19 protein-coding genes and 1 pseudogene are annotated in these 22436 nt (G+C 66.4%); 11 read left to right on the top strand and 9 right to left on the bottom strand.

All coding sequences use genetic code 11. The features are described from left to right. Nucleotides 1–31: 31 nt before the first annotated feature. A complete protein-coding gene (gene map, locus HF877_RS07715) occupies nucleotides 32–889 on the bottom strand; it encodes a type I methionyl aminopeptidase (RefSeq protein WP_169620576.1) in 858 nt (285 codons plus the stop codon). A gap of 117 nt (nucleotides 890–1006) precedes the next feature. Then, nucleotides 1007–2635, bottom strand: coding sequence for an AMP-binding protein (locus tag HF877_RS07710; protein WP_169620575.1), 1629 nt, complete (start codon nucleotides 2633–2635; stop codon nucleotides 1007–1009). 113 nt (nucleotides 2636–2748) lie between these two features. Here HF877_RS07710 and HF877_RS07705 point away from each other — a divergent pair, with 113 nt between their 5' ends. Both HF877_RS07705 and HF877_RS07700 read left to right on the top strand, forming a co-directional pair. Beyond that, on the top strand, nucleotides 2749–3606 hold the full coding sequence (locus tag HF877_RS07705) for a LuxR C-terminal-related transcriptional regulator (RefSeq protein WP_169620574.1): 858 nt from the start codon (nucleotides 2749–2751) through the stop codon (nucleotides 3604–3606). 45 nt (nucleotides 3607–3651) lie between these two features. Next, complete coding sequence (locus HF877_RS07700; RefSeq protein WP_169620573.1) at nucleotides 3652–5031, top strand: APC family permease; 1380 nt, start codon at nucleotides 3652–3654, stop codon at nucleotides 5029–5031. 3 nt (nucleotides 5032–5034) lie between these two features. Here the strand turns inward: HF877_RS07700 and HF877_RS07695 are convergent, their stop codons facing one another. From HF877_RS07695 to dxr, 5 genes are all read right to left on the bottom strand, one after another. Beyond that, nucleotides 5035–6879 (bottom strand): penicillin-binding transpeptidase domain-containing protein, encoded by a 1845-nt coding sequence (locus HF877_RS07695; RefSeq protein ID WP_169620572.1) that lies wholly within the window; start codon nucleotides 6877–6879, stop codon nucleotides 5035–5037. Nucleotides 6880–6925: 46 nt separating this feature from the next. Next, on the bottom strand, nucleotides 6926–7762 hold the full coding sequence (locus tag HF877_RS07690) for a GNAT family N-acetyltransferase (protein ID WP_169620571.1): 837 nt from the start codon (nucleotides 7760–7762) through the stop codon (nucleotides 6926–6928). A gap of 73 nt (nucleotides 7763–7835) precedes the next feature. Beyond that, nucleotides 7836–8990 (bottom strand): flavodoxin-dependent (E)-4-hydroxy-3-methylbut-2-enyl-diphosphate synthase, encoded by a 1155-nt coding sequence (gene ispG / locus HF877_RS07685; protein ID WP_169620570.1) that lies wholly within the window; start codon nucleotides 8988–8990, stop codon nucleotides 7836–7838. A 45-nt stretch (nucleotides 8991–9035) separates the two neighbouring features. Beyond that, nucleotides 9036–10253: a M50 family metallopeptidase gene (locus HF877_RS07680; protein WP_169620569.1), complete on the bottom strand. Its 1218-nt coding sequence runs from the start codon at nucleotides 10251–10253 to the stop codon at nucleotides 9036–9038. A 15-nt stretch (nucleotides 10254–10268) separates the two neighbouring features. Next, complete coding sequence (dxr, locus tag HF877_RS07675) at nucleotides 10269–11423, bottom strand: 1-deoxy-D-xylulose-5-phosphate reductoisomerase (RefSeq protein ID WP_169620568.1); 1155 nt, start codon at nucleotides 11421–11423, stop codon at nucleotides 10269–10271. Between the two features lie 152 nt (nucleotides 11424–11575). Here dxr and HF877_RS07670 point away from each other — a divergent pair, with 152 nt between their 5' ends. Further along, complete coding sequence (locus tag HF877_RS07670; RefSeq protein ID WP_296550871.1) at nucleotides 11576–11824, top strand: DUF2631 domain-containing protein; 249 nt, start codon at nucleotides 11576–11578, stop codon at nucleotides 11822–11824. Nucleotides 11825–11963: 139 nt separating this feature from the next. Here the strand turns inward: HF877_RS07670 and HF877_RS07665 are convergent, their stop codons facing one another. Both HF877_RS07665 and HF877_RS07660 read right to left on the bottom strand, forming a co-directional pair. Further along, nucleotides 11964–12746, bottom strand: coding sequence for an enoyl-CoA hydratase-related protein (locus tag HF877_RS07665; RefSeq protein WP_169620566.1), 783 nt, complete (start codon nucleotides 12744–12746; stop codon nucleotides 11964–11966). 16 nt (nucleotides 12747–12762) lie between these two features. Then, the gene (locus HF877_RS07660; RefSeq protein ID WP_346765088.1) at nucleotides 12763–13269 is read right to left on the bottom strand and encodes an acetyl-CoA hydrolase/transferase C-terminal domain-containing protein; all 507 of its coding nucleotides are present in this window, start codon (nucleotides 13267–13269) and stop codon (nucleotides 12763–12765) included. Between the two features lie 95 nt (nucleotides 13270–13364). Here HF877_RS07660 and HF877_RS07655 point away from each other — a divergent pair, with 95 nt between their 5' ends. The 8 genes and pseudogenes from HF877_RS07655 to HF877_RS07620 all read left to right on the top strand — a co-directional run bounded on the left by HF877_RS07655 (nucleotide 13365) and on the right by HF877_RS07620 (nucleotide 22389). Continuing rightward, on the top strand, nucleotides 13365–14024 hold the full coding sequence (locus tag HF877_RS07655; protein WP_206036768.1) for a hypothetical protein: 660 nt from the start codon (nucleotides 13365–13367) through the stop codon (nucleotides 14022–14024). Between the two features lie 7 nt (nucleotides 14025–14031). After that, nucleotides 14032–14877: an SDR family oxidoreductase gene (locus HF877_RS07650; RefSeq protein WP_169620565.1), complete on the top strand. Its 846-nt coding sequence runs from the start codon at nucleotides 14032–14034 to the stop codon at nucleotides 14875–14877. 26 nt (nucleotides 14878–14903) lie between these two features. Beyond that, nucleotides 14904–16286, top strand: coding sequence for an aromatic ring-hydroxylating dioxygenase subunit alpha (locus HF877_RS07645; protein ID WP_169620564.1), 1383 nt, complete (start codon nucleotides 14904–14906; stop codon nucleotides 16284–16286). Between the two features lie 31 nt (nucleotides 16287–16317). Next, nucleotides 16318–17231: pseudogene (locus tag HF877_RS07640) on the top strand (NAD(P)/FAD-dependent oxidoreductase); the annotation flags it as partial. 471 nt (nucleotides 17232–17702) lie between these two features. After that, complete coding sequence (locus HF877_RS07635; protein ID WP_169620563.1) at nucleotides 17703–18653, top strand: SMI1/KNR4 family protein; 951 nt, start codon at nucleotides 17703–17705, stop codon at nucleotides 18651–18653. A gap of 123 nt (nucleotides 18654–18776) precedes the next feature. Continuing rightward, nucleotides 18777–19724, top strand: coding sequence for a hypothetical protein (locus tag HF877_RS07630; RefSeq protein ID WP_346765087.1), 948 nt, complete (start codon nucleotides 18777–18779; stop codon nucleotides 19722–19724). A gap of 45 nt (nucleotides 19725–19769) precedes the next feature. Then, nucleotides 19770–20693 (top strand): SDR family NAD(P)-dependent oxidoreductase, encoded by a 924-nt coding sequence (locus HF877_RS07625; protein WP_169620562.1) that lies wholly within the window; start codon nucleotides 19770–19772, stop codon nucleotides 20691–20693. Next, entirely contained in the window at nucleotides 20683–22389 is a 1707-nt protein-coding gene (locus HF877_RS07620; protein ID WP_169620561.1) for a thiamine pyrophosphate-binding protein, read from the top strand. The genes HF877_RS07625 and HF877_RS07620 overlap by 11 nt, the downstream gene beginning before the upstream one ends. Nucleotides 22390–22436 lie beyond the last annotated feature (47 nt).

The raw sequence follows: 22436 nt of genomic DNA, 5'->3' as shown, positions 1-22436 counted from the left end.
GACCCGGCGACGGGTAGGTGAGACGGCCGGTTTACGGAACCGTCAGAATCTCGGCTCCGGTGTCGGTGACGACGAGCGTGTGCTCGAACTGCGCACTCCACTTGCGGTCCTTGGTGACGACGGTCCAGCCGTCCTCCCAGATCTCGTAGTCCGGAGTGCCGAGATTGATCATCGGCTCGATCGTGAACACCATGCCCGGCTCGAGGACCGTGTCGATGTCGGGGCGGTCGTAGTGGAAGACCACCAGACCGTTGTGGAAGGTCTCACCGATGCCGTGACCGGTGAAATCGCGCACCACCCCGTACCCGAACCGGTTCGCATACGACTCGATGACGCGACCGACCACGTTGAGGGCTCGCCCGGGCGCGACCGCCTTGATCGCCCGGGCTGTGGCCTCGCGGGTACGTTCGACGAGAAGCCGTGCCTCCTCGGACACATCACCGGCGAAGAACGTCGCGTTGGTGTCGCCGTGGACGCCGTGGATGTACGCGGTCACATCGATATTCACGATGTCGCCGTCCTCGATCACCGTGGTGTCGGGGATGCCGTGACAGATCACCTCGTTGAGCGACACGCACACCGACTTCGGAAATCCCCGGTAGCCGAGATCGGACGGGTACGAACCGTGGTCGCACATGTACTCGTGTGCGATGCGGTCGATCTCGTCGGTGGTGACGCCCGGTGCGACGGCTTTACCCGCCTCGATCAGCGCTTGTGCAGCGATCTTCGACGCGATCCGCACCTTCTCGATCGTCTCGGGCGTCTGCACCCACGGCTCGTTGCCCTCGTTCGCGGTCGGCTTCCACACGTATTCGGGACGCTCGATCGACTTGGGTACTTCACGGATCGGTGTCGCGGTTCCGGGGACGAGCGGGGCGCGGGTAGGCATGGAATCAGATTAACCCGCGCGCCGCGCTCGCACCGACACCCCGGCCGAGCCGCGGTTCTCGTTACGGAGTGACGCCCTGACGGCCCTCGTTACGGAGTGACGCCCTGACGGCCCTCGTTACGGAGTGACGCCCTGACGGCGCAGAATGTATCGCTGGACCTTGCCGCTCGGCGTCTTGGGAAGGTGCGGAACGAAATGCACGGTCCGCGGGTAGGCGTGAGCCGCGAACTTCTTCTTCACCAGTTGCTGGAGATCGGCCTCGAGCGCATCGTCGCCCTCGACGCCTTCGCGCACCACGACGAACGCTTCGAGGACCTCCCCGCGAAGTTGGTCGGGCACGCCCACCACCGCAGCCTCCACCACGTCCGGGTGCATCACCAGAACCGATTCCACGTCGAACGGCCCGATGCGGTATCCGGCCATGATGATGACGTCGTCGTCACGTGAGGAGAAGAAGAAGAAACCGTTCTCGTCGACCCGCCCGGCGTCGCCGGTGAGGTACCACCGGCCGTCGTCGCTGAACCGGTCCGCCGTCTTCTCCGGCGCATCGACGTAGCCGGTGAACCACACGAGCGGGCTGGCGGGGACGTCGATCGCCACTCTGCCCACCTCTCCCGGGGCCGCGACCTCGTCGCTGTCGTCGCGCAGTACCGCGCAGGTCCATCCGGGCAGCGGCTTGCCCATCGATTGCGGCGGAACCTGTTCGCGCAGCCCGTCCGCCCAGGCGTCGACCACGAACATGCCGTGCTCGGTCTGGCCGTACTGGTCGCGCACCACGGCACCGAGGGTCTCTTCGGACCACGCCAGCACATCGGGGGTGAGCGGCTCCCCCGCCGACGACGCACGGCGCAGCGTCACCGCGGGATGTGCCGCGGTGTCGGCTCGCAGGCTGCGATAGACGGTGGGCGCGGCAGCGAAGTTCGTGACGCCGAAACGGTCGAGGATCTGCCACGTCAGCGCCGGTGAGAAACCTCCGTGGAGGAGGATGCTGCGGCGTCCCGCCGCGAGCGGGCCGAGCAGGGCGTAGTAGAGGCCGTACGCCCAGCCGGGATCGGCGGCGTTCCAGAACACATCGTCCTCGCGCACGTCGAGCCCGAACTCGAGGTACGCGTGGAAGGACGCGAGGGCCCTGACCGGCACGGGCACGCCCTTCGGGGTGCCGGTCGTGCCCGAGGTGAACAGTTGCACGAGACCACCGGTCCCGCCGACCGCCACCGCCTCGGCACGCGGGTCGTCGGCCGAGTGGGATTCGAGCAGGTCCGCGAAGCGCACACCGACTCCGCTGCTCTCTCCCGCGACCACGACCTGCCACGGAGCGTCGTGCGGCATGTCGTCACCCGGTGCGAGTTTGCCCACCTGATCGCCGTCCGCGACGACGACCCGCGCACCGCCGGCCTGCAACCGGAAAGCGATGGCGGGCGGTGCGAATGCCGTGAACAGCGGGAGGTGGACGGCACCGCGACGCCAGATCCCGAGCAGCGCGACCACCAGGTCGGCGGACTTGCCCATGAGCGTGGCGACGTGGTCACCGGGTTCGACGCCGAGGTGCGCGAGTGCCGCGGCGAAACGCTGCGATCGTTCGCGCAGTTCGCCGTAGGTCAGGTCGGTGGAGGTGAGGTCGGGTTCGATCACGGTGAATGCCACCGCATCCGCGGGATGGTCGTCGCACAGCAACTGCGCAGCGCACGCGTCAGGGGTGTCGTAACGATCCAGCAGTTCCCGAACGCGTGTCGCTGTGTCGACCATCAGGTCCGTCCTCTCCTCGTATCCCGGCGGGCCGCGCTCTACGCGGCACTCGTATGCCTCTATGATCCGAGTCACACATTGGTTCCGATACCCCCGGAAAGGGGTGACATCCGGTGTCGGTCGTCTCATCGCCGCTGCTTCGCCCCCGTGACGGGGATGCACTGCGTCTCGAACTCCGTCGCACCGCCGCGCAGGCACAGGTACCCGTGGTCTTCGCCGGCCAGGTCCAGAACAACGACCTGCATCTGAGCGAGTTCTTCGGGACCCGCACCAACAACCTCGCCGGCGTCGTCGTGCCACCCCGCGCGGGGCTGGGAGGCCGTGTGCTCTCGGAGGGCCGCCCCGTCACCGTGGCCGATTACGGACGCTCGTCGTCGATCACCCACCACTTCGATCGCCCGGTCCTCGGGGAAGGTCTCCGGTCGATCCTGGCGGTGCCGGTGATGGTCGGCGGAGTCGCGCGTGCGGTGTTGTACGGGGCCGCGCGGGAATGCGCACCGCTCGGCGAACGCGCGGTACATGCCTTCGCGCAGACGGCAAGCCGGCTCGCGAACGAAATCGCGGTGCGCGACGAAGTGGACCGGCGGATGGCGATGCTCACGCACCTCGGGCCGAACGGGCACGATCCGGTCGCGACCGCTCATATACGAGAAGTCCACGCCGAGTTGCGCACTCTCGCACGGGATGCCGGCGACGAGCACTTGCAGCGGCGCCTGCGCGAGCTGTCCGAACGACTGGCTGTCGCGATGGGAGGCACCGAGAAGGGGCGGCCGGAGGTGACGCTCTCGTCCCGCGAGACCGATGTCCTGTCCTACGTCGCCCTCGGGTGCAGCAACGCCGAGATCGCGAGGCGGTTGTCGGTCGGTCCGGAAACGGTCAAGAGCTACCTCCGCAGCGCCATGAGCAAACTCGATGTCCATTCCCGCCACGAAGCGGTGGTCGCCGCGAGAAAATCAGGGCTGCTGCCCTGACCCCTTCGGGTTCCGGATCGGTCGGGCATCGGGAAGGAGCGTTCGATGCCGGAGACCACCGCAGCGCCCGAACTCAAACGTGTGATGGGGCCGGGTCTGCTGCTCCTGTTCATCGTCGGAGACATTCTCGGCACAGGGATCTATGCACTCACGGGCAACGTCGCGAACGAAGTCGGCGGAGTCGTCTGGCTGCCGTTCCTGACCGCGTTCGTCGTCGCCACGATCACCGTGTTCAGCTACCTCGAACTGGTCACGAAGTATCCGCGCGCCGCGGGTGCCGCGCTGTACACGCACAAAGCTTTCGGGATCCACTTCCTCACGTACATGGTCACGTTCACGGTGATGGCATCCGGTATCACCTCCGCATCGACAGCGGCACGGGCGTTCGCGGCGAATTTCGGGGAGGCGTTCGAGCTCGACCTCGCGGGCGGAATCGGGATCACCGTGGTGGCGCTGGGGTTCATTGTCGCGGTCGCCGTGATCAACGTGCGCGGGGTCAGCGAAAGCGTCAAGACGAACGTCGTGCTCACCGTCGTGGAACTCTCGGGCCTGCTCATCATCATCTTCATCGGGATGTGGGCGCTCGGGTTCGGCACCGGTGACTTCTCGCGAGTGGTCGAGATCGATACCGGTGATCGCTCCGTCTTCACCGGGGTGGTCGCGGGCACGGCTCTCGCGTTCTTCGCCATGGTGGGATTCGAGGATTCCGTGAACATGGCCGAGGAGTGCAAACACCCGACGCGGATCTTCCCGAAGGTCCTGCTCGGCGGTCTGTGCATCACCGCGCTCATCTACGTGCTGGTCTCCATCACGTCGGTGGCACTGGTGCCCCCCGACCTCCTCGGGGAGGGCGAGACACCGCTGCTGCGGGTCGTCGAAGCGGGTGCGCCGGCCTTCCCCCTCGGCATCTTCGCGTTCATCACGATGTTCGCGGTCGCCAACACCGCCCTGATCAACATGCTGATGGCGAGCCGCCTCCTCTACGGGATCTCGCACGAGGGTGTGGTCCCCGCTGCGCTGGGCAAGGTGCACCGGACGCGGCGCACGCCCTACGTGGCGATCGCCTTCACCTCCTTGCTCGCAGTCGGGCTCATCACGTTCGTCGGGGAGATCCCCGAACTCGGCGGCACGACGGCATTGCTTCTCCTCATGGTGTTCACGATCGTCAACGTGGTCGTGCTGGTCCTGCGCCGTGATCACGTGGACCACAACCATTTCCGGGCGCCCACGGTGCTGCCGGTCATCGGTGCCTCGAGTTGCCTGTTCCTCGTGTCCCCGTTGGTGGATCGACCGGGCACCCAATACCGCATCGCAGGCGTCCTGCTGGGAATCGGCGCACTGCTGTGGGTCGCCACCCGCCTGCTGGCACGATACGGCGGGATGACGCACCGGACGTCTGCACCGGCGGAGCCACCCGTCGACTGACGATCAGGCTCCGTCGTCCCGGTAGCCGGGAGGCAACGCGGCGAACATGTCGCGCGTGACCGCGACGGCATTGTCCGAACTGCCTCCTCGCACCACGAGGGTCGCGAACGCGAGGTCACCCCGGTAGCCGACGAACCAGGAGTGCGAACCGCCCTCCACCTCTGCCTCACCGGTTTTGCCGTACACGTCGCCCTGGTCCCGGATGCGGTCGGCGGTGCCGCTCGTGATCACCAGGCGCATCATGTCGCGCAGGCCCGCCACCACCTCCGGAGAAACCGGAGCGGGATCACCCTGCACGACCGTCTCCCGGCCTTCGATCAGATACGGGACGGGTGTGCGCCCGCTCGCGACGGTCGCGGCGGCGAGCGCCATCCCCAACGGGCTGACGACCACCTTGCCCTGCCCGAATCCGTCCTCGGTGCGTTCGACCAGATCGTCCGCGGGCGGAACCGACCCGGTGAATGTCGGCATGCCGACCACCTCGTAGTCGACGCCGATGCCGAATCGCCCGGCGGCGGTGTGCAACGCATCCGATTCCATCTCGGAGGCGAGTTTGGCGAACGAGGTGTTGCACGACCTCGCGAAGGCGGTGGCGAGTGTGACCGAGCCGAGCGCGAACTCGTTGTAGTTCGGGATGCTGCGGTCGCCGATGGTGATGCGTCCCGGGCACGGAACGATGGTGTCGGGCAGTGCGAGACCGCTCGACATGGCGGCGCCCGATGTAATGATCTTGAATGTGGAGCCGGGCGGGTATTGCCCTGCGAGCGCCACCGGTCCGTCGCGGTCGGCAGCGGAGTTCTGCGCCACCGCAAGCACCGCGCCGGTGGAGGCCTCGATGACCACAGTCATTGCTTGCTCCGTCCGGGCGCCGACCGCATTCTGCGCGGCCACCTGGATCGGACGGTCGAGGCTGATGGAGACCGACGGCACCGGCATGGGTTTCGTCTCGGTGAGCACATCGGTGTCGACGCCGTACTGGTTGACGATGACGACGCTCCACCCCGCGGTCCCGTCGAGTTCGCCGATCACCGCCTTCTTCACCTGCCCGACGAGGTCGGGCGCGAAGGCACGATCCGTCGAGACCAGATCGGACTGTTCGGTCACCACCACACCGGGTATCGCGGCAAGACGGTCGGCAACGAGTTCGTAGTCGTCCTCCGCGAGCCGCATCACCGACCGAGGGCCGGACACCGCGGTCACCGATTCGGCGATCGCCTGAGCACTCAGCGACGAGTCGAACTGCACGAGCGCGGCGGCCAGAGCCTTCGCCGCGGACGAGACGTCTCTGTTCTGCGTCGCATCGAAGGCGATGCCGTACACGGTCCCCGGGACGAGCACGTCGCTGCCCGCATGCTCGTTGACGCGGGCGCGCGGGGCCGGAGTGCTGCGCAGTTGCATGGTCTGGCGGTTGCCGAGTTGCGGGTGGAGAGCCGATTTCGCCCATCGGACCGACCACTGCTCGCCGCTTCGCCCCATGTGCAGTTCACCCGTGTACTGCCACACCCTCTCTCGCGGCAGGTGCCATTCGTAGCTGTACCCGACGGTCGCGGAATCTCCGTCGATGCGCGTGGAGGTGGTGGTCGCCACCAGGGATTCGGCTTGCAGCCCGTCCCATGCCTCGCCCAGTGCGCCCTCGGCCTCGTCCGGCCGGTCCGAATGCGCGGCCGCTGCGGCGAAGTCCTGCGCCGCGAAGTCGTCGAGAAAAAGCTGCGCGGCGGCTTGGGGGCCCGTGACGCCGGGCGTGCACGCGACGAGAAGACCGCACAGCAGCGCCGTCGCCACCCAGACCGCGACGACGGCGACACGACCGGGCCGCGCGGGCGCCAGAGGTGAACGTCGAGGGCTCATCGCCCGTCATGGTAAGCGGACGAGCGCCCGAATCGGCCGAGGCGCGTCAGTCGAGCAACACGGTCGTGAATGTCGCGACCTGGCGGAAACCGATGCGTTCGTACGTGGCGCGCGCCCGGGTGTTGAAGCTGTTGACGTACAGGCTCGGCAGACGCCCCGTCGCGGTGACGGCTGCGCCGACCGCGGCCGTTCCGGCGGCACCGAGACCGGCGCCGCGTTTGTCCGGGTCGACCCACACGCCCTGGATCTGGCCCACCGTCGAGGACTGTGACCCTACCTCGGCCTTGAACACGACCCGGCCGTCCTCGAAGCGCGCCCAGGCGCGTCCGGCGGCGATGAGGCTCGCGACCCTTCGCCGGTATCCCGCTCCCCCGTCGCCGAGACGCGGGTCGACTCCGACCTCCTCGATGAACATCGAGATGGCGGCGGGGAGATAGGCGTCGAGTTCTTCCGGGCGCACCCGCCGGACGCGCGGATCGGGATCGATGCGGGGTTCCCGGTCGAGAACCAGCAGCGGTTGCTCGGCGCGAACCTCACGCGGAGGCCCCCACGCGGATTCGAGTGCTTCCCACATCGGCAGCGCCAACTCGGCGCGGCCCACGATCGAGGAGCACAGACGCGGCCCGCGGACGGCTCGCTCGGCGAACGCCTGGATGTCGTCGGGGTTCCCGAGCAGGGGTATGAGGTTTGCGCCGGCGAAGCAGAGTGAGGACTCCGGCCCGCCGCGACTCCACATGTCGCCGCCGACAGCACGACCGTCGAGACCGTACTCCTCGACGCGACCCGCCACCATGCACGACGCCACAGGGTCTCTCGCGAGCACCCGCAACACCGAGGCCGTATCACGGCCACCCAGCGACCGGACACCCAGAAGCTTGAGCACTCGCTCACCACCCGTCGACAAGCCGATACGAGATCAGGGTGCCACGCGTCACCCGCTCAGGGAAATCGGGGTATCAGCCGACGGACACGACCGGGTTTCCGGCTCCGGCGTCGCCTTCCATCTCCTCGGCGATCCGCATCGCCTCTTCGATCAGCGTCTCGACGATCTGCGCTTCCGGCACCGTCTTGATGACCTTGCCCTTGACGAAGATCTGGCCCTTGCCGTTACCCGACGCCACACCGAGATCCGCCTCGCGGGCTTCACCCGGACCGTTGACGACGCAGCCCATCACTGCGACGCGCAGCGGGATCTCCATCCCCTCGAGCCCAGCCGAGACCTCGTCGGCCAGCGTGTAGACGTCGACCTGTGCGCGCCCGCACGACGGGCACGACACGATTTCCAGCTTGCGGGGGCGCAGGTTCAGCGATTGCAGGATCTGCGTGCCCACCTTGATCTCCTCCGCGGGCGGAGCGGACAGCGATACGCGGATGGTGTCGCCGATCCCTTCGCTCAGCAGCGCGCCGAACGCGACCGCGGACTTGATCGTGCCCTGGAAGGCCGGTCCGGCCTCGGTGACACCGAGGTGCAGCGGGTAGTTGCACTGGGCGGCGAGCTGACGGTAGGCCTCGACCATCACGACCGGATCGTTGTGCTTGACCGAGATCTTGATGTCGCCGAAGCCGTGTTCCTCGAAGAGGCCCGCCTCCCACAACGCGGACTCGACGAGCGCTTCGGGCGTCGCCTTGCCGTATTTCTGCATCAGGCGCGGATCGAGGGAACCGGCGTTCACGCCGATGCGGATCGGAATGCCCGCGTCGCCGGCCGCCTTCGCGACCTCCTTGACGCGACCGTCGAACTCCTTGATGTTGCCGGGGTTGACCCGCACCGCGGCGCATCCCGCGTCGATGGCGGCGAAGATGTACCGGGGCTGGAAGTGGATGTCGGCGATCACGGGGATCTGGCTCTTCTTCGCGATGGTCGCGAGAGCGTCGGCATCCTCCTGCCGAGGGCAGGCAACACGCACGATGTCGCAGCCCGAGGCGGTGAGCTCGGCGATCTGCTGAAGCGTGGCGTTGATGTCGTGGGTCTTGGTGGTGCACATCGACTGCACCGAGATGGGGTGATCGCTTCCGACACCGACATTGCCGACCATGAGCTGGCGTGTCTTGCGTCGCGGCGCGAGGACCGCGGGCAGTTCGGGCATGCCCAATCCGACGGGGCTGGTCACAGTTCGCCTTCTTTCGTAGCTACCCGGCAATTCTAGCGGCGCAGGTCAGAACAGCTGGATGGGGTTGATGATGTCGGCGGTGAGGGTGAGGACCATGAACGCGCCACCGATCACGACGGCGACGTAGGTCAGCGGAAGCAGTTTCATGTAGTCGACGGGCGCTCCTTCCGGCAGCCCGCGCAATCCGCGCACCCAGTTGCGGATGCGTTCGTAGATCGCCACGGCCATGTGCCCACCGTCGAGCGGAAGCAGCGGCAGGAGATTGAAGGCACCGAGGAAGAAGTTGAGCTGCGCGAGCAGCAGGACGAAGGATTGCCAGATCCCGCGCTCCGCGAACTGCCCGCCGATGACACTGGCACCGACCACGCTCACCGGGGTGTCGATGGCGCGCTCACCGCCTGTCACCGCAGTCCACAGATCCGACACCTTGCTGGGCAGATCCATGAGCGACTGGGCAGTGATCACGGCCAGGTCGCCGGTGAATTGGAACGTCGCCGGAATCGCCGTGAGTGCGTTGTACTCGGTCGGACGGTTCTCCTCTCCCGTCACGCCGATCGCGCCCACGGTCTCGGAGGTGATCTCCCCGGTCGCGGTGTTCTCCACGTACCGCTGCACCTGTTCGACGGTCACCGGCACGGTGAGGGTTTCCCCACCCCGCTCGACCGTGAAGTCGACGGTACCCGTGGCGGCGCGTGTCGCCTCGACCAGCGCGTAGAACCCTTCGACCTCCTGGCCGTCCACAGCGACGATCACGTCACCGGGCTGGATTCCCGCCTCACCCGCAGGCCCGGTGCCGGTACACGGGGCGAGCGCGTAGTCGCCGTCCGCCCCCGCCTGGCTGGGTGCCACACAGGACACCTCCGCGACGGTGGCCTTGGGATGCAGTTGCGGCAGCGCCCACGCGACGGCGAGGACATAGATCAGGACGATGCCCAGCGCGAAGTTCATCCCGATGCCACCCGCCATGACGACCAGGCGCTTCCACGTCTTCTGCTTGTACATCGCGCGGTCGTACTCGTCGGGAGCGAGTTCGTCGAGGGCGGTCATGCCCGCGATGTCGCAGAAACCTCCGGCCGGGATGGCCTTGAGACCGTATTCGGTCTCGCCGCGGCGGAAGGCGAAGATGCGCGGCCCGAAGCCGATGTAGTAGCGCCGAACCTTCATGCCCAGTTTCTGCGCGGTCCACATGTGGCCGGCCTCGTGCAGGGCGATGGAGGCGGCGATGCCAAAGGCGAAAACCACAACGCCCAATACGAACATCATGTGTGGCCGATCCTCCTAGTCGACGAGTGTGCGCGCCCGGCTGCGGGCCCAGCCGTCGGCTGCGAGCACATCGTCCACGGTACTGGGTTGCGCCGACCACTCGTCGGCGTCGTCCAGCACGGCCTCGACGGTCTGCACGATCCGGGGGAACGAGAGCCGTCCCGCGAGGAACGCCTCGGCGGCGATCTCGTTCGCCGCGTTGTACACGGCGGTCAGGCAGCCACCGCGGCTTCCCGCGGCGCGTGCGAGTTCCACAGCAGGGAACACCGCGTTGTCGAGCGGCTCGAACTCCCATGTCGACGCCGTCGAGAAATCGAGCGCCGGAGCCGCCTCCGCGACACGGTGCGGCCAGCCGAGCGCGAGCGCGATCGGCAGAGTCATCGACGGCGGCGAGGCCTGGGCGAGCGTGGACCCGTCGGTGAAGGTCACCATGGAATGCACGATCGATTGCGGATGGACGGTGACGTCGATCCGGTCGTAGGCGATACCGAACAGCAGGTGCGCCTCGATGAGTTCGAGCCCCTTGTTCACGAGCGTCGCGGAATTGAGGGTGTTCATCGGGCCCATCGACCACGTCGGATGGGCGCCGGCCTGCTCGGGTGTGACCGACTCGAGACGATCTGCCGTCCAGCCCCGGAACGGCCCACCCGACGCGGTGAGCACCAGACGGGCCACCTCGTCGGCAGTGCCGCCGCGCAGGCACTGCGCCATCGCCGAATGCTCGGAATCGACCGGCACGATCTGGCCCGGAGCGGCCGCTGCCGTCACGAGCGCACCACCGGCGACGAGCGATTCCTTGTTCGCCAGCGCGAGGCGCGCCCCGGTCTCGAGAGCCGCGAGGGTCGGCGCGAGCCCGAGCGAGCCGACGAGCCCGTTGAGCACCACGTCGGCTTCCACCTCCCGCACGAGCGCGGTCACCGCGTCGGGGCCGCTGCGCACCGGACGGTCGAGGCGCGACGCGGCGGCGGGGTCGGCGACCGCGACCTCGGAGACACCGAACAGACGGATCTGCTCCGCCAGCAGGTCGATGTTGCCACCGCCCGCGGCGAGGCCGACCACCTCGAACTTGTCGGGATTCACGTCGATCACCTGGAGCGCTTGGGTCCCGATGGAGCCGGTGCTGCCCAGCAGCAGCACGCGTGTACGGGAGGAGTTCTCTGCTTCGGCCACGGATGCATTGTTCCCGACGGCGGTGTCCACGTCATGAACCGGTGGTCACGGGTCGTACCGGACTTGCCGTGAGAGCGCCCCCACTTCATACGACGGGCGGTCGTATGTCACGATTAGCGGCAACAGGACCAACTGGCAAGCAGGAGGAAACGGTGGCCGGTACCGAGCTGGAGTCCATTCATGACAGAACGGTGGCGGAGGTGCCCTCGGCGGAGTGGGGCTGGAGTGGTGAAGCACCGCGCGCGTTCCGTGCCGCAGGCTGGATTTTCGCCGCGTTCCTCCTCCTGATGATGATCGGCAACCACACCGGCCGCGTCGAGGACCTCTACCTCATCGGTTTCGCTGCGGTGATCGTGTTCATCCTCGTCCGCGACATCGTCAGTCGCCGTCGCATGCGGTAACACCACTGGTCGAACAGCAGGGCCCGCCCGGAGTGATCCGGGCGGGCCCTCGCCGTCGTGGTCCCCGCGTCTCCCGTTACTGCACAGAATCAGTGGCCCCGCCACCGCACTGAATCAGCGGCCCCGCCACCGCACTGAATCAGCGGCCCCGCCACTGGGGCGCACGTTTGGCCGCGAACGCCCTCGGCCCTTCCTGCGCGTCCTCGCTGTTGTAGCAAAGCTCGGACGCGTGCCGGGCGGCGACCAGCGCAGCCGAGCGTCCCATCTCCGTCGAGAGCATCACGGTCTCCCGCGCCGCACGAACCGACAGGGGTGCGCCGGCGAGGATCTCACCCGCCAGGCCGAGTGCCGTCGCGAGGAGGTCTCCGGGCTCGGCGAGCCTGTTGACCAATCCGATCTCGTACGCCCGCTGCGCGGTGATCGGGTTTCCGGTCAGGAGGATCTCCATCATGATCCGCTGCGGGATCATGTGGATCAGTGGAGAAGCCCACGGTGAGCTCCTGCCCACCTTCACTTCCGTCACCGCGAACGTCGCACCGGTACTCGCCACACACAGGTCGCACGACTGCGCGATCAGCCAGCCCCCGGCGAACGCGGCCCCGTTGACGGCCGCGATCGTGGGTTTCGACAGTTCGACCGTGTCGTACGGGACCGGAATCAGCGTGCGGGGGGGAACCGTCATCCCCGTCTCGACCATCTCCTTGAGGTCGCCACCCGCACAGAACGCCTTGTCCCCCGCCGCGGTGAGGACGGCGACTTGCAGGCCGGGATCGTTCTCGAAGCGGTCCCATGCGGCGTACAAGCCCGCGCGCACCTCCGCGGTGAGACAGTTGCGCGTCTCCGGCCGGTTCAGCGTGATGACGGCGATGCCGTCGTCCCGGGCATCGAACAACACTGCGGCGTTCGCCGGATCCCCGGTCATCGGACAACTCGGCTCATCAGAAACCTCTCTGTCGGATCACGTGTGCCTCACGGTCGAGCGCGTCGCGGAAGTCGGGGTGGGCGATGGCGATCAGCCGTCTGCTTCGTTCGGCCAGCGTTCGTCCACGCAGTTCTGCGGCTCCGAATTCGGTGACGACCACGTCCACCTCGCTTCTCGCGGTGGTGACCGGGCCCGAGAGCGCGGCGGTGATCCGGCTGACGGTGCCGTTCTTCGCGGTCGCCGGCAGCGCCATGATGGCGTGGCCTCCCGGCGAACGTGCGCCCGCACGCACGAAATCCACCTGCCCACCCGTGCCGCCCAGGTACGCGGACCCGCTCTGTTCCGCGTTGACCTGCCCGGTCAGGTCGACCTCCATCGCGGAGTTGATCGTCACCAGGTTCTCCAACTGCGCCAGCACGCCGGCGTCGTGGGTGTACGAGGTCGTGCACATCCGGATCTCCCGGTTGCGGTGCGCGAATCCGTAGAGCCGATCGGTGCCGATCAGAGCGCCGGTGATCGACACCCCCCGGTCGATCTTCTTGCGGGCGAACCCTCTTCGTCGCCGACGGAACCTTCCTGCTCGCGCTCGGCTCGGACGGCGAACTGCACACGGCAGGAATGCTCTTCCACCCCGGCTGGCCCGGTTACATCCGCGGCGTCACGGCCGTCGGGGACGGCGACTTCATCGTCGCCGGCGACACTCACGTCTCCCGCTACCGTCCCTCCACCGCCGAGAGCGAGATGCTCTTCGACGGACTCTCCCAGGCCTACGGCGTCGCGGTCTCCGGGAACGGAACCGTGGCGGTCGCGGACCTCGGCACCGGCAAGGTGCACTCCGTCCGGTCCGGGCAGTCGGAAGTGCTGGCCTCGGGACTTCAGGATCCGACGGGCGTGGCATTCACCGCGGGTGGAACGCTTCTCGTCTCCGAAGCCGGGGCGGGTCGCGTCGTCTCCGTCACGAGCGGTGGCGTCGACACGCTCGTCGACGGTCTCGAACGACCGCAGGGAATCCTCGTACGCGACGGAAAGCTCTACATCGTCGACGCCGGGTCGAAGCAGTTGATCAGCGTGGACCTGGACACCAAGGCGCAGCAGATCATCGCCCGGCACCTGCCGGTCGGCGCGCCCGAAGGTGTCACCCCCAAGCCGCTCAAGGGGATCATCCCGTTCGCCGGTCCACAGGGACCGTTCGCCGGTATCGCCGCGGGCCCCGACGGCACTCTGTACATCTCCGCCGACGCCGAGGGCAGCGTCCTCGCTCTCCGCGAAGGGAAGTGAGCGTCCGATGAGCAACGAATTCGTCGATCTCACCGGCCGGATCGTCATCGTGTCCGGAGCGGCAGGCGGTGGCATCGGCACATCGGTGGCGCGAACAGCCGCCCAGGCCGGCGCGACCGTGATCGCGGTGAGCCGATCGGAGGAGAATCTCACCAAGCACATCGAACCGCTTGCAGCAGAGGGACTATCGGTAATCCCTGTGGCCGCGGACGCGTCCACCGACGAAGGCATCGCGAAGGTCATCGAGCAGGCCCGCCGCACCGACGGCGACCTGTACGGCCTGGTCAACGTCGCCGGTGGTGCCGCACCTGCGACCTGGATGCCGGCCACGCGGGTGACACGCGACGACTGGCGCGCACTGTTCACGCAGAACCTCGAAACGATGTTCTTCATGAGCCAGGCGGTGGCCGCCGAACTGAAGTCGCAGTCGCTGCCCGGCTCGATCGTCTCCATCTCGTCGATCAGCGGCATGAACACCGCACCGTTCCACATCGGATACGGCACCGCCAAGGCCGCACTCGTCGCCGCGACGCGCACCATGGCCGTCGAACTGGCCACCGACAACATCCGCGTCAACGCCGTCGCGCCCGGAGTCACCCAGACCCCCGCCTCGGGCACCTATGTCGACGAGGATCCCGAGCGGGACCGTCGTGCGATCGCCATGGGTCGCCGCGGAAAGCCCGAGGAGCAGGCGGGAGCGATTCTCTTCCTGCTGTCCGACCTGTCGAGCTACGTCACGGGGCAGACGATCCTCGTGGACGGCGGACTGAACCTGAAGTGGACCCACATGGGCGCCGACCACACCTCGCTGTTCCTCAAGGACGACACCTTCCGCGCCGCCATCACCCGCTGACACAGCACGGTTTCAGAGGAGATCCCATGACCGACACCGTCGACAACATCGAAGACACCGCTACCGCGACCACCGAACCGCTTTCGACCCCGCTCACGATCGGTGTGGAGGCATACACCTCCCGCGAATACGCACGCGCCGAGGGCGACAAGCTCTGGGCGAAGGTGTGGCAACAGGTCGGCCGCGTCGAGGAACTCGCCAAGGTCGGGGACTTCCTCACCTACGAGGTTCTCGACGACTCGATCATCGTCGTGCGTACTTCCCCCGAGACGATCCGCGCGTACCACAACGTCTGTTCACACCGGGGCCGGCGGCTCGTCGACACCCCTGCCGGTGCCCGCGAAGCACACGGGTGCGCGAAGCAGTTCGTGTGCGGTTTCCACGGATGGCGCTACGACCTGGATGGCAACAACACCTTTGCGCCGGAACGGGACGACTGGCGGGAAAGCCTGACGGCGGAGCGTTCCCGCCTCGTGGACGTCAAGGTCGACACCTGGGGTGGCTGGATCTGGATCAACATGGACCCCGAGGCCGAGCCCCTGCGGGAGTACCTCGAGCCCGCGGCTTCCCTGCTCGACCACTTCCAGCTCGAGAACATGCGGTACCGCTGGCGCAAGTGGCTGGTCTTCGATTGCAACTGGAAGGTCGCGCTCGAAGCCTTCATGGAGACCTACCACGTGCCGTACACCCATCCGGAGTTCATGAACTTCGGCAACTTCCTGGGGTGGTCGCGAGCACAGGGCAAGCACAGCAACATCGGTTACGACGCGCCGAAGGGCATGGAGGAGAACCAGGCGAAACTCCGGGTCGGAAATGGCCCGGACGCGCGCAAGGCCACCATCCAGCTGCAGAACTTCACGTGGGAGAACGCGAACACCAACACCACCCGGACTCTGGTCGACGCCGCACAGCGGCTGATCGACGAGCTGCCCGAAGGCACGCCTCCCGATCAGGTGCTGCGCCACTGGCTCGATTCGGCCCGCCGCGACGACGAGGCACGCGGCGTGGTGTGGCCGACCGTTCCGCCCGAAGTGGTCGCCCAGAGCGGTACCGCGTGGCAGATCTTCCCGAACTTCCAGATCGGGCATGCCCTCAACAACATGCTCTGCTACAGCGCCCGTCCCTACGGCGACGACCCCGACAAGTGCATCTTCGAAGCCGCTGTGTACGAACTCTTCCCCGCCGGTGAGGAGCCGAAGACGGAATGGGAGTACACCCCCGCGGACGACCCGGGCTGGCGCACGGTGCTTCCCCAGGACTTCCACAACATGGCCGCTGTTCAAAAGGGCATGAAGACCCGCGGGTTCTCCGGCCCCAAGCCGAATCCGTACCGCGAACGCAGCGTCGTCAATCTCCATCACAATCTCGCCACCTACATGGGTACGGGCGCTCCGCGCGACCTCGCCTGACCCGACTCCCCCCTAGCCCGAGGATCTCCGCATGAAGAACTGCGCCCCCACCCAGACACCCGACGTCGACATCCCCGCCCTCAGAGAGAAGTACCTCGCCGAGCGCGACAAGCGACTTCGCCCCGAGGGCCAGAAACAGTACCTCGAAGCCGACAACGAGTTCGCGGAGTTCTACGAGGGCGATCCCCACATGCCGGTCGTGCCACGGCAACCGATCACCGACGACATCGAGGTGGTCGTCCTCGGCGGTGGGTTCTGCGGTCTCATCGCGGCACATCGTCTTCAGCAGGCCGGCGTCACCGACTTCCGCATCGTCGAACTGGGCGGCGACTTCGGTGGCGTCTGGTACTGGAATCGCTACCCCGGCATCCAGATCGACTCGGATGCCTATTGCTATCTCCCCCTGCTCGAGAAACCGGTTACATGCCGAAGGAGAAGTACTCGAAGGGGGACGAATGCTTCGAACACGCCCAGCGCGTCGGTAAGCACTTCGGTCTGTACGACAACGCGATCTTCCATACGCTGATCCGCTCCCTGGAGTGGGACGACGAGATCGATCGCTGGCAGATCCGCACGAACCGGGGCGACGAGATCCGTGCTCGCTTCGTCGTCATGGCACAAGGTCCCTACAACCGCCCGAAGCTTCCGGGCATCCCCGGGATCACCGACTTCAAGGGCCACACGTTCCACACCGCCCGCTGGGATTACGACTACACCGGTGGCGACCTGCACGGCGGGCTCGACAAGCTTGCCGACAAGAAGATCGCCATCATCGGCACCGGGTCGAGCGGCGTCCAGGCGATCCCGCATCTGGCGCGCGGTGCGAAGCACCTGACCGTGTTCCAGCGGACCCCGTCCTACATCTTCGAGCGGGCCAACTACCCGACCGACCCCGAATGGGTGGAGAGCCTCGAACCGGGCTGGCGCGCGGCGCGGCAGCGCAACTGTCGAGATGCAGTGAAGTTTGACAGGACACGCCGCTACAGATTGACCGAGGCTCGGTGAGACGAGAGCGCCGGTCAAGGTTTCATTCCGGGAAACCGCAGCTCAGAAGCCTTATAAAGCTGCGGTCGGCCCAGTTGATCTGCCCCGCCCATCTCGCTCATCTTCGCTGCATCTCGACAACTGTCGAGATGCAGTGAAGATTGACAAGCTCGACCGCCTAGATTGACAACGATCGGTCAGGGAGAAACCGGTTTCACCTGCGCTTACCTGTAACGGCGACCGTTAGCGGCGCCGACATTCTGTCAAAGTAGCCTGTCAATCCAGCCCTCCCGTCCTACATTCGACAGAACCGCAGCTGGCCTGGTGAGGCGAGAAAAACGACGCTCGTGTCGGCTGCTCCTTTGAGGCCTGTGCCCCGGTCACGTGCTGGTCACCGCATGCCTCCAGCCGGACCGAAGGAGACTCGATCACATGACGACGCACTGGCGGATCACCATCAGCTCAGTCCAAGAAGATGATTCTCGCCGAGGACTCGTGACTCTGAAAGGCAGCACATCGAGCAGCGCCCTGCCGGATATCATCGGTGATGCCGCAGACCGTGCACATGCCTGGGCCGACAAGTTCGGCAGGACCCTCGCCGGTTGCGCGACTCTTCAACTCGACGGCGAGGACGAAGATGACGATTACTACAAGATCGAAGGTCTCGACGGTTCACTGTCGTTCGACGAGATCGCAGAGCGCGCAGTCCGAGAGAGGTTGCATCGCCAATTGCAGAAGGAGCAATCGCCACCCCGATCAGAGCGATCGGTCCGAACACCGGTTGGGGTGGCTTCTCGCTACGGGGCCGATTCTGCGGGTTTCGTGACAGCGTGGCAGGCATTGCGAGACTTGGTCGCCGATGTCTCGATTGTCAGTGGTGCACCCCTCGATGACGTTACGAAAGTGGAGAGCGCGACGGGGGTCCGATGGACTGCCGACCTGCGGACACTGTTCATGCAGCACAGCGGTGGCTTCGAGCTGGTTCCTGCTTTCGAGCTGGTGGATCTGGGGCGTGTGCTCGAGGTGCGGCAGATGTTCTTCGACGCTGAGGAATTCGTAGTCGAACAGAATGCCGATCTCCCTCCGGTTGCAGCAGATGCCGAGCGTCCGGCGGGATCACCAGCGGATCGCTTCCTTCCGCAGTTCATTCCGATCGCCGAAGACAACACCGGTGCTGTTCTGGTCGTGGACATGCGCAGCGGCGAGCTGAGCGGCTGCGTCATCGAGTTCAGCACCAGCATGGGGGGCTCCGAGACATTGTGGCCCTCGCTCGGAGCGCTGGTAAGTGATGTGATCACCGCCCTGACTACAAACGGAGCCTTGTTCCAGGGGAAGTATCGGCCAGAGGTCGGGGCAGGTCTTACGTGGTCACGAATGACATGAGCACGTAGTGGTGTTCGACCAGTACGTTTTCAGGGTTGAACTCCGCCATGATCACTACCTCGATGCACCTGCGAACATTACGAGCATCGTTGCCTCGCCCATAACTCGTCAATCTGCAGCGGTGTGTCCTGTCAACCTTCGCTGCATCTCGACAGCAACTTCCACAATGCTGCCTTCGCGTTCTACAACCCGGGCGAGCCCGACCTGATCTGCGACGGGTGGACCGAGGTCGCCCGCAACATGGCGGCCAAGCTCAACGAGACCAACGGCTGGGCCGCGCTGGCGGATCCGGCGAAGTTCATGGAACTGAAGGAGATCGAGGACTACCGGGCGATGGAGCGCCTCCGTCGCCGGGTGGACGAGATCGTCGAAGACCCCGAGACAGCCGAGAAACTGAAGCCGTACTACCGCAACATGTGCAAGCGGCCGGTCTTCAACGACGAGTACCTTCCGACGTTCAACCGCCCGAACGTCACCCTCGTCGACGTGTCGGAAACCAAGGGTGTCGAACGGATCACCGAGAAGGGCATCGTCGTCGACGGTGTCGAGCACGAGTTCGACTGCATCGTCTTCGCGAGCGGATTCGAGATCACCACCGCGCTCGAGCGCCAGTTCGATATCGCGCCGTTCGCGGGCCGCGACGGCACTTCCCTCTACGACCACTGGGGTAAGGGTTTCCGCACGCTGCACGGCATCATGGCGCACGGGTTCCCGAACCACTTCGCGACCGGGTTCGTCCAGGGCGGTGTCACCGCGTCGACCACCCTCATGTTCGAGCAGCAGGCCGACCACATCGCCTACATCATCAAGGAAGCGCAGACCCGCGGCGCCACCGTCGTCGAGCCCACAGCCGAGGCGGAGGAGGACTGGATTCAGACCGTCCGGACGTACTCGGTGGACAACAGCACCTTCACGACGGAGTGCACTCCCGGCTACTACAACAGCGAGGGTGAGCCGAACGGCCGTTCGTTCCTCGGCGATCCCTTCTGGGGTGGCTTCTACGAACTCACCGAACTCCTCGAAAACTGGCGTAGCACAGGAACACTGGAGGGCCTGGTGCTCGAGAAGTGACACGCACATCTTACCCCCGCATCGCGACGGCGCGAGGAGTGTCCGATGTCTGACCTGCGGTTCGACGGCCGCGTCGCCGTGATCACCGGCGCCGGCCGCGGGCTGGGGCGCGACTATGCGCTCCTGCTCGCATCCCTGGGTGCCAAGGTCGTCGTCGACGACCCGGGCGCCGCCATCAGCGGAGAGGACGTGGACTCCGGTCCGGCCGAAGAAGTGGTCCGGGAGATCCGGGCGGCCGGCGGCGAGGCCGTCGCCTGCACCGAGTCCGTCGCGACCGCCGAAGGTGGCCGGGCGATCGTCCAGGCCGCGCTGGACAACTACGGACGCATCGACATCCTCGTCCACAACGCGGGCAACAATCGCTACGCGTCGCTGTCGGAGATGTCGTACGAGGACTTCGACGCGGTTCTCGACGTTCACCTGCGCGGGGCGTTCCACGTCGTCCGTCCGGCCTTCCCGCTCATGTGTGACGCCGGATACGGGCGGATCGTGCTGACCTCGTCCATCGGGAGCATCTACGGCAACGCGAACGTCGCCAACTACGCGGCGTCGAAAGCCAGGATGATCGGGCTGTCCAACGTGGCCGCGATCGAAGGCGCTGCGCACGGCGTGAAGTCCAACGTCATCATTCCGGCAGCTCTGACGAGGCTGGCCGACGGGCTCGACACCTCGTCGTACCCCCCGATGGGACCGGAACTCGCCGCACCGGTCGTCGGGTGGCTCGCCCACGAGTCCTGCTCGGTCACCGGCGAAATGTTCGCCGCGATCGCCGGACGGGTGGCGAAGGTGTTCGTCGCCGAAACCCCCGGCGTGTACCGGCCGTCCTGGTCGATCGACGAGGTCGCGGACAACATCGACGCCATCCGGAACACGGATGATCCGTGGATTCTGCCGGCCGTCTCCGGTCACGTCGACCACATCACCAAAAGCTTTGCGATAGCCATGGAGGGCAGTACGCATGTCGGTTAAGGTTTACGAGCGCATTTTGGATCTCTTCGAAGCCGAGGGCATCAACACCCTGTTCGGCATTCCCGATCCGAACTTCGTTCATCTCTTCCATCTCGCGGAGGAGCGCGGCTGGAACGTCGTTGCGCCCCACCACGAAGAGTCCGCCGGCTTCATGGCCGAAGCCGTCTCCCGTATGACGGGCAAGGCCGCGTTGTGCATCGGCACGCTCGGGCCGGGACTGGCGAACCTCGCCGGCGCCATCATGTGCGCCAAGGTCGAGAACTCCCCCGTCATCTTCCTGGGCGGGCAGCGGGCGCGGATCACCGAGCAGCGTGTCCGGCGCGGACGCATCCAGTTCGTGCAGCAGATGGCACTGGTCGAGAACTCCGTGAAGTACAGCGCGAGCATCGAATACGCCGAGCAGACGGACGAGATCATCCGCGAGGGTCTGCGCAAAGCACTCTCCGGCACCCCCGGTCCCGTGTACATCGAGTACCCGCAGCACGTCATCCAGGAAGAACTCGACGTTCCTCCGGTCCTCCCGCCCGAGGCCTACCGCCTCGTCGGGCAGACCGCCGGCGCGGACCTCGTCGCCAAGGCTGCCGAATTGATCGGTGCTGCCAAGCAACCCGTTCTCCTCGTCGGTCACGGTGTCCACACCTCGCGCGCGGGCGCGTCGGTGAAGGCACTCGCAGACCTGATGGCCTGCCCGGTGATCCAGACCTCCGGCGGCACCTCCTACATCGAAGGACTCGAGGACCGGACCTTCCCGTACGGCTTCTCTGCCGCCGCGATCGACGCGGTCGTCAAGTCCGACCTGTGCCTGGCCATCGGCACCGAACTCGGTGAGCCGGTGCACTTCGGTCGCGGACGGCACTGGGTCGCGAACGAAGCGAACCGTCATTGGATCCTCGTCGAACAGGACCCCTCGGCCATCGGAGTGAACCGCCCGATCGATGTTCCGCTGGTCGGCGACCTGCGAGCGATCGTGCCCCAGCTCGTCGACGCGTTGAAGGACAGCCCGCGCAGCCCGTCGCCTGAACTCGAGGGATGGATCAAGCAGGACGCCGATCAGCTGGCGGAGCTCGCGGAGACGGCACCGTCCGGCATGTCCCCCGTGCACCCGGCCCGCCTGATCGTCGAGGCCACCAAGGCGTTCCCGGAAGACGGCATCATGGTCCGTGACGGCGGCGCCACCACCATCTTCGGCTGGACGTACTCACAGGCGAAGCCGCACGACGTGATGTGGAACCAGAACTTCGGCCATCTCGGCACGGGTCTCCCCTACGCCGTGGGTGCGGGCGTCGCCGCCGGAGGCAAGCGGCCGATGATGCTCATCACCGGCGACTCGTCGTTCCAGTTCCACATCGCCGAACTGGAAACGGCTGCGCGCCTCGGTCTCCCGCTGGTCTGCGTCGTCGCGGTCGACTACGCATGGGGCCTGGAAGTCGGTGTCTACAAGCGCACCTACGGTCAGGGCTCGCTCGAGACCGGTGTCCATTGGAGCAAGGACACCCGCTTCGACAAGGTCGCCGAAGGATTCGGATGCTACGGCGAGTACGTCGAGCGCGACGAAGACATCGCGCCCGCGATCAAACGCGCGTACGCCAGCGGCAAGCCGGGCGTCATCCACGTGGCGGTCGATCCCAAGGCCAACTCGGAGGAAATGCCGAGCTACGACGAGTTCCGTACCTGGTACGCCGAAGGTCAGCAGTGACAGCGCCTTTCCGGAGTCCGGCAGTGACATCCGGGTCGAACAACACG

Origin of the sequence: Rhodococcus sp. BL-253-APC-6A1W (assembly GCF_012843405.1) — a bacterium.
Lineage (GTDB): Bacteria > Actinomycetota > Actinomycetes > Mycobacteriales > Mycobacteriaceae > Rhodococcus.
Note: the sequence above shows the minus strand (reverse complement) of the source record. Positions and strands in the feature narration are given on the sequence as shown.